This is a genomic window from Streptomyces sp. NPDC050732 (genome assembly GCF_040654255.1).
Taxonomy (GTDB): Bacteria; Actinomycetota; Actinomycetes; order Streptomycetales; family Streptomycetaceae; genus Streptomyces.
The window spans coordinates 33,481-46,751 of record NZ_JBFAHP010000044.1 but is presented as its reverse complement, the minus strand read 5'-3'; the positions used below and the strand labels follow the sequence as shown (position 1 = coordinate 46,751).

At 71.4% G+C, this 13,271-nt stretch carries 14 protein-coding genes and 1 pseudogene; 8 read left to right on the top strand and 7 right to left on the bottom strand.

Annotated features, from left to right (window positions below; translation table 11 throughout):
• Positions 1 to 24: 24 nt before the first annotated feature.
• The 3 genes from AB0H82_RS31670 to ilvA all read right to left on the bottom strand — a co-directional run bounded on the left by AB0H82_RS31670 (position 25) and on the right by ilvA (position 3,273).
• Positions 25 to 876: an ABC transporter permease gene (locus tag AB0H82_RS31670; RefSeq protein ID WP_362998855.1), complete on the bottom strand. Its 852-nt coding sequence runs from the start codon at positions 874 to 876 to the stop codon at positions 25 to 27.
• Positions 873 to 1,850 (bottom strand): ATP-binding cassette domain-containing protein, encoded by a 978-nt coding sequence (locus tag AB0H82_RS31665; RefSeq protein ID WP_362998853.1) that lies wholly within the window; start codon positions 1,848 to 1,850, stop codon positions 873 to 875. The genes AB0H82_RS31670 and AB0H82_RS31665 overlap by 4 nt, the downstream gene beginning before the upstream one ends.
• Positions 1,851 to 2,043: 193 nt before the next feature.
• Positions 2,044 to 3,273, bottom strand: coding sequence for a threonine ammonia-lyase (ilvA, locus tag AB0H82_RS31660; protein WP_362998851.1), 1,230 nt, complete (start codon positions 3,271 to 3,273; stop codon positions 2,044 to 2,046).
• Positions 3,274 to 3,430: 157 nt separating this feature from the next.
• Here ilvA and AB0H82_RS31655 point away from each other — a divergent pair, with 157 nt between their 5' ends.
• From AB0H82_RS31655 to AB0H82_RS31645, 3 genes are all read left to right on the top strand, one after another.
• On the top strand, positions 3,431 to 3,949 hold the full coding sequence (locus AB0H82_RS31655; RefSeq protein WP_362998849.1) for a MarR family transcriptional regulator: 519 nt from the start codon (positions 3,431 to 3,433) through the stop codon (positions 3,947 to 3,949).
• A gap of 70 nt (positions 3,950 to 4,019) precedes the next feature.
• Positions 4,020 to 4,502: a sigma factor-like helix-turn-helix DNA-binding protein gene (locus AB0H82_RS31650; protein ID WP_362998847.1), complete on the top strand. Its 483-nt coding sequence runs from the start codon at positions 4,020 to 4,022 to the stop codon at positions 4,500 to 4,502.
• Positions 4,499 to 4,753: a hypothetical protein gene (locus AB0H82_RS31645; RefSeq protein ID WP_362998845.1), complete on the top strand. Its 255-nt coding sequence runs from the start codon at positions 4,499 to 4,501 to the stop codon at positions 4,751 to 4,753. The genes AB0H82_RS31650 and AB0H82_RS31645 overlap by 4 nt, the downstream gene beginning before the upstream one ends.
• 30 nt (positions 4,754 to 4,783) lie before the next feature.
• Here the strand turns inward: AB0H82_RS31645 and AB0H82_RS31640 are convergent, their stop codons facing one another.
• On the bottom strand, positions 4,784 to 5,938 hold the full coding sequence (locus tag AB0H82_RS31640; protein ID WP_362998843.1) for a cystathionine gamma-synthase: 1,155 nt from the start codon (positions 5,936 to 5,938) through the stop codon (positions 4,784 to 4,786).
• A 101-nt stretch (positions 5,939 to 6,039) separates the two neighbouring features.
• On the opposite strand from AB0H82_RS31640, the gene AB0H82_RS31635 reads away from it, so the two are divergent.
• The gene (locus AB0H82_RS31635) at positions 6,040 to 7,158 is read left to right on the top strand and encodes a hypothetical protein (RefSeq protein WP_362998841.1); all 1,119 of its coding nucleotides are present in this window, start codon (positions 6,040 to 6,042) and stop codon (positions 7,156 to 7,158) included.
• Positions 7,159 to 7,247: 89 nt separating this feature from the next.
• Positions 7,248 to 7,946, top strand: a complete 699-nt coding sequence (gene msrA, locus AB0H82_RS31630; RefSeq protein ID WP_362998839.1) for a peptide-methionine (S)-S-oxide reductase MsrA — start codon at positions 7,248 to 7,250, stop codon at positions 7,944 to 7,946.
• A gap of 46 nt (positions 7,947 to 7,992) precedes the next feature.
• Here msrA and AB0H82_RS31625 read toward each other — a convergent pair whose 3' ends face one another.
• A complete protein-coding gene (locus AB0H82_RS31625; RefSeq protein WP_362998837.1) occupies positions 7,993 to 8,925 on the bottom strand; it encodes a hypothetical protein in 933 nt (310 codons plus the stop codon).
• Positions 8,926 to 9,175: 250 nt separating this feature from the next.
• Between AB0H82_RS31625 and AB0H82_RS31620 the strand changes: the two genes are divergently transcribed.
• Positions 9,176 to 9,832 carry an ATP-dependent Clp protease proteolytic subunit gene (locus tag AB0H82_RS31620; RefSeq protein ID WP_362998835.1) on the top strand — a complete coding sequence of 219 codons (657 nt, stop codon included), beginning with the start codon at positions 9,176 to 9,178 and terminating at the stop codon, positions 9,830 to 9,832.
• Positions 9,833 to 9,845: 13 nt separating this feature from the next.
• Positions 9,846 to 10,463, top strand: a pseudogene (locus tag AB0H82_RS31615) (ATP-dependent Clp protease proteolytic subunit); the annotation flags it as partial.
• 28 nt (positions 10,464 to 10,491) lie between these two features.
• Here AB0H82_RS31615 and AB0H82_RS31610 read toward each other — a convergent pair.
• Together AB0H82_RS31610 and AB0H82_RS31605 are read right to left on the bottom strand one after the other, a co-directional pair.
• The gene (locus AB0H82_RS31610) at positions 10,492 to 10,860 is read right to left on the bottom strand and encodes a helix-turn-helix transcriptional regulator (RefSeq protein WP_362998909.1); all 369 of its coding nucleotides are present in this window, start codon (positions 10,858 to 10,860) and stop codon (positions 10,492 to 10,494) included.
• Between the two features lie 135 nt (positions 10,861 to 10,995).
• Complete coding sequence (locus tag AB0H82_RS31605; RefSeq protein WP_362998833.1) at positions 10,996 to 11,934, bottom strand: helix-turn-helix transcriptional regulator; 939 nt, start codon at positions 11,932 to 11,934, stop codon at positions 10,996 to 10,998.
• A 117-nt stretch (positions 11,935 to 12,051) separates the two neighbouring features.
• Here AB0H82_RS31605 and AB0H82_RS31600 point away from each other — a divergent pair, with 117 nt between their 5' ends.
• Positions 12,052 to 13,104: an NAD(P)-dependent alcohol dehydrogenase gene (locus tag AB0H82_RS31600; RefSeq protein ID WP_362998831.1), complete on the top strand. Its 1,053-nt coding sequence runs from the start codon at positions 12,052 to 12,054 to the stop codon at positions 13,102 to 13,104.
• Positions 13,105 to 13,271 lie beyond the last annotated feature (167 nt).

The following is a 13,271-nucleotide window of genomic DNA, read 5'->3' as shown; positions in this document are numbered from 1 at the left end:
TGCCGGGGGCTCGGTCGTGCGCGGTCAGGCCGTCGCCGAGCGGTACTTGCGGACCGACAGGGTGCGGAAGATCAGGATGATCAGGACCGAGTAGATCACCGAGGCCCAGACCGGGTGCTGCATGGGCCAGGCGTCGGACGGCGAGACCCCGGGGTTGCCGAAGAGCTCGCGGCAGGCCTGGACGGTCGCGCTGAAGGGGTTCCAGTCGGCGACGTGCCGCAGCCAGGGCGTCATCTTGCTGGAGTCCACGAACGCGTTCGAGATGAACGTGACCGGGAAGAGCCAGATCAGGCCGCCCGAAGTGGCCGCCTCCGGAGTGCGGACCGAGAGTCCGATGAGCGCGCCGACCCAGGTGAACGCGTACCCGAGGAGGAGCAGCAGGCCGAAGGCGCCGAGGGCCTTGCCGATGCCCTCGTGGATGCGCCAGCCGACGAGGACGGCCACGATCGCGAGGACCAGGAGGGTCAGCGCGGTCTGCACGAGGTCGGCGATGGTGCGGCCGGTGAGGACCGCGCCGCGCGCCATGGGCAGCGACCGGAAGCGGTCGATGAGGCCCTTGTGCATGTCGTCGGCGATGCCCGCGCCCGCGCCCGCGGTGGCGAAGGTGACGGTCTGCGCGAAGATGCCCGCCATCAGGAAGTTGCGGTAGTCCGCCGGATCGGTGCTGTTGCCGATCATCATGGAGCCGCCGAACACATAGCTGAACAGCACCACGAACATGATCGGCTGGATCAGGCCGAAGATGACCATCTCCGGGATGCGCGACATGCGGATCAGGTTCCGCTTGGCGACGACCAGGGAGTCCCTGACGGACTGGCCGATGCCGCCGGCGGGCCTGGGGGCCGCCGTGCGCACGGCGTCGGTGACGGTGCTCACTTGCCGGTCTCCTTTCCGTTGCCCTCGTCGGCCAGCTCGGCGACGTGCCCGGTGAGGGAGATGAAGACGTCGTCGAGGGTCGGGCGGCGCAGGCCGATGTCGTCGATCTCGATGCCGCGGGTGTCCAGCTCGCGGATGACCTCGGCGAGCAGCTTGGCGCCGCCGGCGACGGGGACGGTCAGCTTGCGGGTGTGCTCGGCGACGGCGACCTCGCCCTTGCCGAAGCCGCGCAGCACCTCGGAGGCGGTGGCGATGTGCTCGCGCTCGTGCACGACGACCTCGACGCGCTCGCCGCCGGTCTGGGCCTTGAGCTGGTCGGAGGTGCCGCGGGCGATGACGCGGCCGTGGTCGACGACGCAGATGTCGTGCGCGAGGTGGTCGGCCTCTTCGAGGTACTGCGTGGTCAGGAGCAGTGTCGTGCCGCCCGAGACGAGTTCCTGGATGACCTCCCACAGCTGCTGGCGGTTGCGCGGGTCGAGGCCGGTGGTCGGCTCGTCCATGAACATCACGGGCGGCGAGACGACGAGCGCGGCGGCGAGGTCGAGGCGGCGGCGCATGCCTCCGGAGTACGTCTTGGAGGGGCGGTCGGCGGCGTCGGCGAGGTTGAACCGGTCGAGCAGTTCACCCGCCCTGGCCTTCGCCTCCTTGGCCCGCATCTGGTAGAGCTGGCCGACCATCTGGAGGTTCTCACGGCCCGTCAGATACTCGTCCACGGCGGCGAACTGGCCGGAGAGGCCGATCGAACGCCGCACTTCGTTGGGGTGCTTGAGGACGTCTATGCCCGCGACGACCGCCTTGCCGCTGTCCGGTGTGAGCAGTGTCGTCAGGCAGCGGACCGCCGTGGTCTTGCCCGCGCCGTTCGGCCCCAGGAGGCCGAGCACGGTGCCTTCCGGGACATCCAGATCGACGCCGTCCAGAGCCCGTACGTCGCCGAAGGTCTTCACCAGACCTTCGGCGTAGATGGCGCCTGGCATGTGATTCCCCCTGGTGTGGGTGACTTCCAGTGACTTTCTACGGAAAGCTTAGGTTTGCCGGACTTCGCACGCCCGACGACGGGTGACGCAGGGCACACCCTAACGCGATACATCGCGTCGGCTCACCTGGTTTTCCAAAGATGATCCGGAGGGGCGGCTTCAGCAGAGGGGCGGCATCAGTAGAGGGGCGGCTTCAGCCGATGACCGCGTAACCCGCTCCCCGCAGGGCGGTGCCCACCTCGGTGCAGTGCTCGGGGCCCTTCGTCTCCAGATGGAGCTCCACCTCGGCCTCGGTGAGCCCGAGCCGGGGGTCGGTGCGCACGTGGCTGATGTCGAGGACGTTGGCGTCCACCTCCGACAGCACCCCGAGGAGCGTGGCGAGCGCGCCGGGGCGGTCCGTCAGGCGCAGCCGCAGCGAGAGGTAGCGGCCCGCAGCCGCCATGCCCTGCCGCAGGATGCGCTGCATCAGGAGCGGGTCCACGTTCCCGCCGGACAGCAGCGCCACCACCGGCCCCTCGAACGCCTTCGGGTCGCTCAACAGGGCCGCGACCGGACTCGCACCGGCCGGCTCGACGACCATCTTGGCCCGCTCCAGGCACAGCAGCAGGGCGCTGGAGAGCTCGTCCTCCGAGACCGTGACGACCTCGTCGACCAACTCCTCGACCAGCTGGAACGGTACGTCGCCGGGGCGGCCGACCTTGATGCCGTCGGCCATCGTCGTGGGGTCGCCGACCGACACCGGGTGCCCCGCGGCCAGCGAGGGCGGATAGGCCGCGGCACCCGCCGCCTGCACGCCGACCACCTTCACGTCCGGGCGCAGCGCCTTGACCGCGACCGCGACGCCCGCCGCGAGGCCGCCGCCCCCGACGCCCACGACGAGGGTGCGCACCTCCGGGCACTGCTCCAGGACCTCCAGGCCGACCGTGCCCTGCCCCGCGATGATGTCCGGGTGGTCGAAGGGGTGGATGAAGACGGCGCCCGTCTCGTGGGCGTACTCCTGCGCGGCGGCCAGCGTCTCGTCGACCACCTGGCCGTGCAGCCGCACCTCCGCTCCGTACTCCCGCGTCGCCGCGACCTTGGGCAGCGGCGCACCGGCCGGCATGAAGACCGTGGAGCGCACGCCGAGGAGCGAGGAGGCCAGCGCCACGCCCTGCGCGTGGTTGCCCGCGCTGGCGGCGACGACACCGGCGGCGCGCTCCTCGGGGAGCAGGCCCGCGATCCGCACGTACGCGCCGCGCAGCTTGAAGGAGCCGGTCCGCTGGAGGTTCTCGCACTTGAGGTGCACCGGCGCCCCGACCAGCTGCGACAGGTGCCTGCTGCCCTCCATCACCGTCATCCGGGCCACTCCGGAGAGCATCTTCTGCGCGCCGCGCACGTCGTCCAGGGTCACCGTCGGCAAGGAGTGGGGCGTGCGGTAGTTCATGACGGCAAGTCTTGCAGCCGGCGCCCGACTCCTCCTGCGACGACCAAAGGACGAGACCGTTCTGAGCGTGGGTTTGCGCAGCGCAGGTACGGTACGCGCCGCGGCCGCGTACCCTGTCCCCCAACCCACTGCCCTCGCATGAAGTGAGCCCCCGGCCATGCCCACAACTCCGGACATGACGACCGCCAGCGATCCCGCCCTCCTGGACAGCCTGCAGCACCAGGTGGCGGTCTTCGCCCGCCGTGCGGAGCAGACGCGCCTCGGCGGCGTAGGACAGGTCCGCAACTCCATGGACCGTGCCGCGTATCTGCTGCTCAACCGCCTCGACAAGGAAGGCCCGATGGGCGTCAAGGCGCTCGCCGCGAGCATGGGCATCGACTCCTCGACCGTCACCCGGCAGGTCGCCCCGCTGGTCGACACCGGGCTCGTCAAGCGCACCTCGCACCCCGAGGACGGCCGCGCCGTGGTGCTGCAGCTCTCCCCGCGCGGCCAGGCCAGGCTCGACGAGGTGCGCTCCTCGCGGCGCGAGCTGATGGCCGAGCTGACGCAGGACTGGGACCCGAAGGAGCGCGAGAGCTTCTGCGCGCTCCTCACACGCTTCAATTCCGCCCTCTCGGCACGCCAGTCGTCACAGCCGGCTCCCGGAGGGGACGTTCCGGCCACTCCGGAGTCTTGACCCCGGACCCGCGTCTGGCCTCATATGAGACCGGAGGCCCCGTGCTCGTGGCCTCCGGCCGGGAGGCGCGGTGCGAGAGCGGCAGGCGTTGCGGAACGCCCGCCGTGCCCGGGAGTTCGAGGCGTTCGTCGCGGGCGCGGCAGGGCGGCTCCTGCATGCCGCGACGCTCCTCACCGCCGAGCCCCCGGACGACAACCCACGCGCGCGTGCCCTGCTGACCGCCGCCCTCGCGCACACGTACGCGTCGTGGGACCGGCTGCGCGGCGAAGACCCGTACGACCGCACCCGCCAGCAGGTCGCCCTCCGCTTCGGCCGCGCCGCCTGGCGGCGCCACCGCGGCCACGGCGGGGTCCTGGCCCGGCTCAGCCCCCAGGAGCGGCTGATTCTCGTCCTGCGGATGTACGAGGGCGTCGCCGAGGAACAGACGGCGGCGCTCCTCGGCCTGCCCGCCGACCGGGTCGCCTCGATCTGCGCCCGCGCGACGGCGACGGTCCTGCACCCGCCGCGCGGTCCCGCGCCGGCCGGGACGCCGGTCGGGGCGGTGCCCTCATGAGTCAGTACGAGCGCAAGGAGCAGGCGATCCGGCGCCTTCTGGAGGGCACGGCGCCCGCCGTGCCGCCCGAACTCCACGACGACGCGGTGCGGCGGGGCGGCCGGGCCCTGCGGCGCCGCAGGGCGGCTCGGCGGCTGTTCTGGACCCTGCTGTTCGCCGCCGCGGTGGCGTTCGTCGTGTGGGCGTCGCTCGCCCGGCCGTGGGTGGAGCCGCCGTCGGACACGACTCCACCCCTGACGCGCTGGGGCTGACCCCTTTTCGGGGCGCCCCTGTGAGCGTGATCAGCCGAGCGCCTGCTGGAGGTCGGCGATGAGGTCGTCCGCCGACTCGATGCCCACCGAGAGGCGTACCAGGTCCGCAGGGACCTCCAGGGCCGAGCCGACCACCGAGGCGTGCGTCATGCGGCCCGGGTGCTCGATCAGCGACTCGACGCCGCCCAGCGACTCGCCCAGGGTGAACAGCTTTGCGCGGTTGCAGACCTCGACGGCCGCCTCCTCGCCGCCCTCGACACGGAACGACACCATGCCGCCGAAGGACCGCATCTGCTTGGCGGCGATCTCGTGGCCGGGGTGCTCCGGAAGACCCGGGTAGAGAACGCTGCTCACGCGCGCGTGCCGGGTCAGCATCTCGGTGACCTTGGTGGCGTTCTCGCTGTGCCGGTCCATGCGCACCGCGAGGGTCTTGATGCCGCGCAGCACCAGCCAGGCGTCGAAGGGGCCCGCGACGGCACCCATCGCGTTCTGGTGGTACGCGAGCTCCTCGCCCAGGGCCGTGTCGCTGACGACGAGCGCGCCGCCGACGACGTCCGAGTGGCCGCCCATGTACTTCGTCATGGAGTGCACGACGACGTCCGCGCCGAGGGCCAGCGGCTGCTGGAGGTAGGGGCTCGCGAAGGTGTTGTCGACGACGAGGCGCACGCCGGCGTCGCGGGCGATCTGTGCGACCGCGGCGATGTCGGTGATGCCGAGCAGCGGGTTGGAGGGGGTCTCCACCCAGATCGCCTTCGTACGGTCGGTCAGCGCGGCGCGCACCGCCTCCGGGTCGGAGGTGTCGGCCACCGACCACTGCACGCCCCACCGCGAGACGACCTTGTCGAACAGGCGGAAGGTGCCGCCGTACGCGTCGTTGGGGATGACGACGTGGTCGCCCGGGCCGAGCAGCGTACGGAGAAGGCAGTCCTCGGCCGCCAGGCCCGACGCGAAGGCGAGGCCGCGGCTGCCGCCCTCCAGCGCGGCCAGATTCTCTTCCAGTGCGGTCCTCGTGGGATTGGCGCTGCGGCTGTACTCATAGCCGCCGCGCAGGCCCCCGACGCCGTCCTGCTTGTAGGTCGAGACCTGGTAGATGGGCGGGACGACGGCGCCGGTGAGGGGGTCGGCGGTGTTGCCCGCGTGGATGGCCACGGTCTCGAAGCTCTGCGTGCTGTGCGAGTCACTCATGCGGCCTGAGCGTAGTGCGCGCGGGCGCCCTTCTGCCGGGTCGGTCCGGGTACGTCCCGGCAGGTTGGCCAATTGTCCGACCCGTCTGGTTCGCTTGTGTCATGGAGATTCTCTGGTTCCTGTTCGCGGTGATCATGATCGGTGCGGTCCTGGGGCCCGTACTGCTGCGCAGGCGCGGCGGGATCCGGCAGGTGGCCCCCGGCTCACCGGACGCCGCGGACCCGGCGAACTACGGCTTCCTGCGCCAGGAGGAGCTGGACATCCGCATGCCGGGACCGGACGCCGACCTCCTCGAAGTGCTCGACCTCGTGCAGCGCACGCAGGAGTGGAAGGCCGCCTCGCAGCTCCTCGCCGGCACGGAGACGCACGGCGAGCGGCGCTGGCAGCGCGTGCAGGCCTTCGCGGGCGCGGCCTCGCTGGAGCTGCAGCAGCGGCCGGGCGGCGTCAGCGACAGCCCCGGCGGGCAGTGGCTGCGGGTGTGGCGCGCCGAGGCGCCCAAGGACGCAGGCGGCGCCGCGGTGCACGCGGAGTTCCTCGTCCAGCAGGCGTGGCGCACGGCGGTGCAGGGGACGGACGAATTCCGGATCATTCTGGAGGAGGCCAAGGAAGCGTGCGCGCAGGCGGCGCTGCTCGCTCCCGGCGACCCCGTTCCGTACATCGTCGAGCTCTCCATCGCGCGCGGACTGGCGTATCCCCGCGAGGAGTTCGAGCAGCTGTGGCTGAAGATCCTGGACCGCGCGCCCGCGCACATGGGCGCGCACCTGGCGGCGCTGCACTACTGGTGCGAGAAGTGGCACGGCTCCCGCGACCTCGCCCACGACTTCGCGGAGGCCGCGGCCGCCCGCGCGCCCCGCGGCTCCCTGCTCGCGGCGCTCCCCCTCTTCGCGGTGTACGAGCACCTGCCCGAGGTCAACCTCGTCCGCGGGTTCTACGAGAGCGAGGTCGTCACCAAGGCCGTCGAGGGCGCGCTGTTCGCGGTGCACTCCGCGCGCGCGGACGACCCGATGCTGGCGCACGTCCGCCACCTCCTGGTGTTCTTCCTGGTCCGCTCCGAGCGCTGGGCGGAGGCCATGAACCAGCTGGTGCACGTGGACGGCCACATCGGCGCGCTGCCGTGGACCCTGTCCGAGGACCCCGCCTCGGACTACGCGGTGTACCGCGCCCTGGCCGTCGCGGGCTACGAGGCGAACGGCGGCAGCCCGGCGACGCTGCCGCACTGAGGGCAGCCACGGACCCGGCACCGGCCGGAATGCCCCGCCCCCTCCGTACGTTCACCCCGTAGACCCCTGTCACCCACGAGGAGACCCGCATGATCTTCGGACGCACGCCCGAGCTCCCCACCGCCGAGCAGGCCCTCAAGGGCCGGGCCACCCCGGAATTCGAGGTCCCCTCCCGCCACACGGTGCTCGGCAACCCGCTCCTCGGCCCCTACCCGGACGGCCTGGAGACCGCGGACTTCGCGCTCGGCTGCTTCTGGGGCGCGGAGCGCAAGTTCTGGCAGACCGAGGGCGTCTGGACGACGTACGTCGGCTACCAGGGCGGCTACACGGAAAACCCCTCCTACGAAGAGGTGTGCTCCGGCCTCACCGGCCACACGGAGGCGGTCCGCGTCGTCTTCGACCCGTCCAAGGTCTCGTACGCCACGCTCCTGAAGCTGTTCTGGGAGTCCCACAACCCCACGCAGGGCTTCCGCCAGGGCAACGACGTCGGCACGCAGTACCGCTCGGCGATCTACACGCACTCCCCCGCCCAGGAGGAGGCGGCGACCGCGTCCCTGAAGGCGTACCAGCAGGTCCTGACGGCCGCCGGCCACGGCACGATCACGACGACGGTCCTCCCGGCCGACACCCGCCCGTTCTGGCCCGCCGAGGCGTACCACCAGCAGTACCTGGACAAGAACCCCGACGGCTACTGCGGCATCGGCGGCACGGGCGCGCTCCTCGACGCCCCCTCGGAGACGAACTGGGGCCGAGCGTGCCCGACGGGCATCGCACCGGCCGAGGGCTGAGGAACCGCATCGCCCTCGGTACGGCAAAGGCCCGCTCCGCCCGGCCTCAGGGACGGCCCGCTGAGGACCCGAGGGCGGTGGCGTGCTCGTGCAGGCCCCGCACCTCGCCGAGAGTGGCCTCCAGGGCCGTGAGCCGGTTCTCGATCGGCGCCGTGTCCGCCACGTGCTCACGGCACTGCTTGAGAACCGCCTCCAAGACCTTCAGCTTGGCCTCGTAGAAGGCGACGTAATCCGTCAATGCCGTCCGCAGCGGATGGGCCATGGCGTTGAAGATCACGCACACCTCGTCGCCGCCGCCCGGGGCCACTTCCCGGGCCCGGTCGACGACGTGGCCCAGCCGTTCCCTGATCACCTGCGGCGTCTCCCAGTCCGGCAGGCCGTGGGCCGCGACGACGAGCGGGTCCCACGTGATCGGTTCGGCCTTCTTGCCCCGCCTGGTCCTGCCGCATTCGAGGGAGAGCGTCACCCGGTAGAAGTCCTGGCCTCTCGCCGCCTCCCGCGCCACGAGGCAGACCAGGAACCGGTCGTCCTCACCGGCCTCCAGCTGCTGGTTGACACCCCGCGTATGCCGGCCCTCCCGCAGAGGAAAGCCGAAGTGGTAGGAGCCGCTGGGCCCGATTCTGCGCTCCTGGACAGGCAGCGGCTCGGTGAGCGAGCCGCCCGGCAGGCCGACCACCACGGGCACATCCAGCGCCGGCACGTGGACGAGGCCCTCCACCTCCATGGACAGGCGGCGCACCAGGCAGCTCTGGCCCCCGTCGTTGTGCACGGCGATATCCAGAACAGGGCGATCGGGGACCAGTTCACCGAGGGCCCCCGCGCCGGCCTCCGGTTCCGCGAGGACAGCGGGCGCGTCGGTCACCATGACGTCGACCAGCCTGACCCTGCCGTCCGGCTTCCTTCTGGCCCGGAGCGTCGCCCAGGCCGCGATGACCGCCGCGGTGACAGCGGCGACCGCCGCGATGACGGCAACCACCATGTGGCACTCCCCTCGCGTCGCGGGCTCCCGCCCACGTCCGTCCCACGCGGCGACAACCCGGCTCCATGCACCGCGCCAGCAGCGTACTCAGGCCCACTGACAACGCCCGCGTCACATGGGCCCCCGGTTCCACGACCCCTCTGCCCTCAGCGAATCTGCCACCGGCCGAGATTTCTGACAGGTGTGGCCTTGCCCGGCAACAGTGAAGGCAGGGCGCGGCCTTGGGGCCGCCGGAATTCTGGGAGGCGTGATGTCCGTACGTGACAGTGGCTGGGAATCGGCGCGGCCGCGGGGTGAGGACGGGGACACCGCTCCGTCGCGGTTCGACGACCACCTCGCCGCGCAACTGCTCAACCAGCGGATCGTGTTCCTCGGGACGCAGGTCGACGAGATCTCCGCCAACCGCGTGTGCGCGCAGATGCTGTTGCTGTCGGCGGAGGATCCGAAGACGGACATCAGCCTGTACATCAACAGTCCGGGCGGGTCCGTGACCGCGGGGCTCGCCATCTACGACACCATGCGGCTCATCCCGAACGACGTGGCCACGCTCGCCATGGGATTCGCCGCCAGCATGGGGCAGTTCCTGCTCAGCGTCGGCACCGCGGGAAAGCGGTTCGCGCTGCCCAACGCGCGGATCATGATGCACCAGCCGTCCGCGGGCATCGGCGGCACCACCGCCGACATCGCCATCCAGGCGGAGAACCTGGAGTTCACGAAGCGGACCATCGAGCGGCTCACCGCCGAGCACACCGGGCAGAGCGAGGAGACGATCTCGCGGGACGGCGACCGGGACCGCTGGTTCACCGCCGAGCAGGCCAAGGAGTACGGGATGGTCGACCACGTGGTCGCGTCGCTGGAGGACGTGCGGCCCGCCGGGTCGAAGCGCCGTATCGGGCTCGGAATCTGAGGAGGGGGACGAAGCGATGAGCCAGTACACCATTCCCACCGTCGTCGAGCGCACTCCGCAGGGCGGCGAGCGGGCGTACGACGTCTACAGCCGGCTGCTGTCGGAACGGATCATCTTCCTCGGGACGGAGATCGACGACGGCGTCGCCAACGTCGTCATCGCGCAGCTGCTGCACCTGGAGTCCTCCGCGCCGGAGCGCGAGGTCGCCATCTACATCAACTCCCCCGGGGGGTCGTTCACTTCGCTCATGGCCATCTACGACACCATGAGCTTCATCTCCGCGCCGATCTCGACGTTCTGCGTCGGGCAGGCCGCGTCGACCGCGGCCGTGCTGCTCGCCGGCGGCGACCCGGGGCGGCGGTTCGTGCTCGACCACGCGCGCGTGCTGCTCGGTCAGCCCGCGAGCCGCGGCCGGCAGGGCACGGTGTCCGACCTCGCCCTGGAGGCGCAGGAGATGCTCCGGATCCGCTCGCAGGTCGAGGAGGTCCTCGCCCACCACACGCACCACGACGTCGCCACGCTGCGCGCCGACATGGACCGCGACAAGGTCTTCACCGCTCAGGACGCGGTCGCGTACGGGCTCGCGGACCAGGTGCTCAGCAGGCGGACCCTGCCTGCCGCCGCGGCCTGAACGGCGGCGGCCGGCAGGGTCCGGCCCATCAGGCCGCCAGGCGCACTTCGGCCTGGTAGGACGCCCTGGCCGGCCTCGCGCGGGGAAGGCCGGCCAGGCGCGTCTGGGCCAGGGACAGCACGTCGGACAGGCCGAGGCCGAGTGCGTGAGCGGCGGCCGCGAGAACCTCGGACGAGGCCTCCTTGCGGCCGCGCTCCACCTCGGAGAGGTAGGGCATGGAGATCCGGGCGGCGTCGGACACGTCCTTGAGCGTGCGCTCCTGGGCGAGGCGCTCGGTGCGCAGGACGTCGCCGACGACGTCGCGCCACAGGGGCTCCTTGGCCTCCCCGGACCTGCCCTGCTGTGCGGGGTTCGGCGCTGCGGGGTTCGGCGCCGCCTTGAGCGGGCGCAGGTGGATGACGCGGGCTTCGTTCGCCTTCTGGCGCTCTTGGCTGCTCACTTCCCCAGCCTAGGAGCGATACGGCCGCGGGCGCAGCGTGCGGGGTTCCGCCGCCCGCGAAATCACGTACCACCAGGTCGGGTGGTGGCCGGGTCAGTGCCTCGTCGAGCCCACCGACGACGCGTCCCGGCCCCAGCTGGCGAGCAGCCGCAGCCCCTGCGCCGACGCGGAGTCCGGCTCCGCGTGGTACATCAGGAGCGACTGGTCGCAGTCGTCCGGCAGCCGCAGCGTCTCGAACGCGAGGGTCAGTTCACCCACCAGCGGATGGCGCATGCGCTTGACGCCGTGGCCTTTCTCGCGGACGTCGTGCGTGGCCCACAGGCTCCTGAACTCCTCGCTCTTCACGGAGAGTTCGCCGACGAGTGAGGACAGCTCCGGGTCGTTCGGGTAGCAGCCCGCGTCCATGCGGAGGTAGCTGACGATGTCCGACGCCTTCTGGTCCCAGTCGACGAAGAGCTCGCGGGAGCGCGGGTCGAGGAAGCAGATGCGCGCCCAGTTCCGCTGGGCCGGCGCGAGCTCGCCCCAGTCGCCGAAGAGCGCCGCGGCGAGCGCGTTCCAGCCGAGGATGTCGGAGCGGCGGCCGACCACGTACGCGGGGACGGTCACGATGGTGTCGAGCAGCTGCTGCAGCGCGGGCCGCATGTGCTGCTGGCGCGCCGCCCGCTTCTTCTTGAGGGTTTTCGGCTTCGCGAGGCGCGTCAGGTGGGCCTGTTCGGCGTCGGTCAGCCGCAGGGCGCGCGCGATGGCGTCGAGGACCTCGCCGGAGACGTTGCGGCCGTTGCCCTGTTCCAGCCGGGTGTAGTACGCGACGGAGACCCCGGCGAGCTGGGCGAGCTCCTCGCGGCGCAGGCCCGGCACCCTGCGGTGCCGTCCGAAGTCCGGCAGACCGACGTCCTGGGGCTTCAGCCGGGCCCTGCGGGTGCGCAGGAACTCGCTCAGCTCGGCCCTGCTGTCCAGCGGCCGGGCCTTGGGGACCACACCGCCCGCGCCGCCCGCATCACGTGCGCCGTCCGCGTCCTCCACGTCATCCATACGTCCAGTATCCAGGGTCGTACGTCCCCGAGCCTGACCCCGCCAGTGGTAGGCACAGTGGTCGTAGGCAGAACGGGTGTCTGGGTGACGTCGCAGGTCAGTGGCAGTGTCGATGGCATGACTGAGCAGATCACCACCGTTTCCGCCTACGCCGCTCCCGCCCCCGAGGCGCCCCTGGAGCGGACCACCGTGCCGCGCCGTCCCGTCGGCGAGACCGACGTCCTGATCGACATCAAGTACGCCGGGATCTGCCACTCGGACATCCACCAGGCCCGGGACGGCTGGGGCGAGGGCATCTACCCGATGGTGCCCGGCCACGAGATCGCCGGTGTCGTCACCGAGGTCGGCCCCGGTGTCACCAAGTTCTCCGTGGGTGACCGCGTCGGCGTCGGCTGCATGGTCGACTCCTGCCGCGAGTGCGAGAACTGCAAGGCGGGCCTGGAGCAGTACTGCGTGCGGGGCAACGTCCCGACGTACAACGGACTCGGCAAGGACGGCGAGCCGACCTACGGCGGTTACTCCACGCACATCGTCGTGGACGAGGCGTTCACCGTCCGCATCCCCGACGGGATCTCCCTCGACGTGGCCGCGCCGCTGCTGTGCGCCGGCATCACCACGTACTCCCCGCTGCACCGCTGGCAGGCGGGCCCCGGCAAGAAGATCGCCGTCGTGGGTCTGGGCGGTCTCGGCCACATGGCCGTCAAGATCGCGCACGCCATGGGCGCGGAGGTCACCGTGCTCTCGCAGTCCCTGCGGAAGAAGGACGACGGCCTGCGCCTCGGCGCCGATCACTACTACGCGACCAGCGACGACGCCACCTTCGAGCAGCTGGCGGGCTCCTTCGACCTGATCCTCTCGACGGTCTCCGCGCCGCTGCCGCTGGACCGGTATCTGGGCCTGCTGCGCTCGGAGGGTGCCTTCGTGAACGTCGGCGCCCCGGAGGAGCCGGTCTCCCTCAACCTGTTCTCGGTGATCGGCGGCGGCAAGACCCTCGCGGGCTCCATGATCGGCGGCATCCAGGAGACGCAGGAGATGCTGGACTTCTGCGCGGCGCACGGGCTCGGCTCCGAGATCGAGCTGATCCGCGCCGACCAGATCAACGAGGCGTACGAGCGGGTCCTCGCCAGCGACGTCCGCTACCGCTTCGTGATCGACACCGCCACGATCTGACGCTCCGACGAGTCCGCACGTGGCGTGAACTCGTCTCGGGCACGGGGCCTAGTCCGCAGGGCGCAGCGGACCGGGCCCCGTGGCCGATGCCGGCGCCGTGCGTCCACTCCTAACGTGGTCCGTGTCACCGCCGCTGTCATCGCCGCACAGCGGGATGTGGACCAACG

Coding starts and splice junctions, on each gene's coding strand:
- AB0H82_RS31665 (WP_362998853.1), bottom strand. CDS start 1,850: ATGCCAGGCGCCATCTACGCCGAAGGTCTGGTGAAGACCTTCGGCGAC.
- ilvA (WP_362998851.1), bottom strand. CDS start 3,273: ATGAACTACCGCACGCCCCACTCCTTGCCGACGGTGACCCTGGACGAC.
- AB0H82_RS31655 (WP_362998849.1), top strand. CDS start 3,431: ATGCCCACAACTCCGGACATGACGACCGCCAGCGATCCCGCCCTCCTG.
- AB0H82_RS31645 (WP_362998845.1), top strand. CDS start 4,499: ATGAGTCAGTACGAGCGCAAGGAGCAGGCGATCCGGCGCCTTCTGGAG.
- AB0H82_RS31640 (WP_362998843.1), bottom strand. CDS start 5,938: ATGAGTGACTCGCACAGCACGCAGAGCTTCGAGACCGTGGCCATCCAC.
- AB0H82_RS31635 (WP_362998841.1), top strand. CDS start 6,040: ATGGAGATTCTCTGGTTCCTGTTCGCGGTGATCATGATCGGTGCGGTC.
- msrA (WP_362998839.1), top strand. CDS start 7,248: ATGATCTTCGGACGCACGCCCGAGCTCCCCACCGCCGAGCAGGCCCTC.
- AB0H82_RS31625 (WP_362998837.1), bottom strand. CDS start 8,925: ATGGTGGTTGCCGTCATCGCGGCGGTCGCCGCTGTCACCGCGGCGGTC.
- AB0H82_RS31620 (WP_362998835.1), top strand. CDS start 9,176: ATGTCCGTACGTGACAGTGGCTGGGAATCGGCGCGGCCGCGGGGTGAG.
- AB0H82_RS31605 (WP_362998833.1), bottom strand. CDS start 11,934: ATGGATGACGTGGAGGACGCGGACGGCGCACGTGATGCGGGCGGCGCG.
- AB0H82_RS31600 (WP_362998831.1), top strand. CDS start 12,052: ATGACTGAGCAGATCACCACCGTTTCCGCCTACGCCGCTCCCGCCCCC.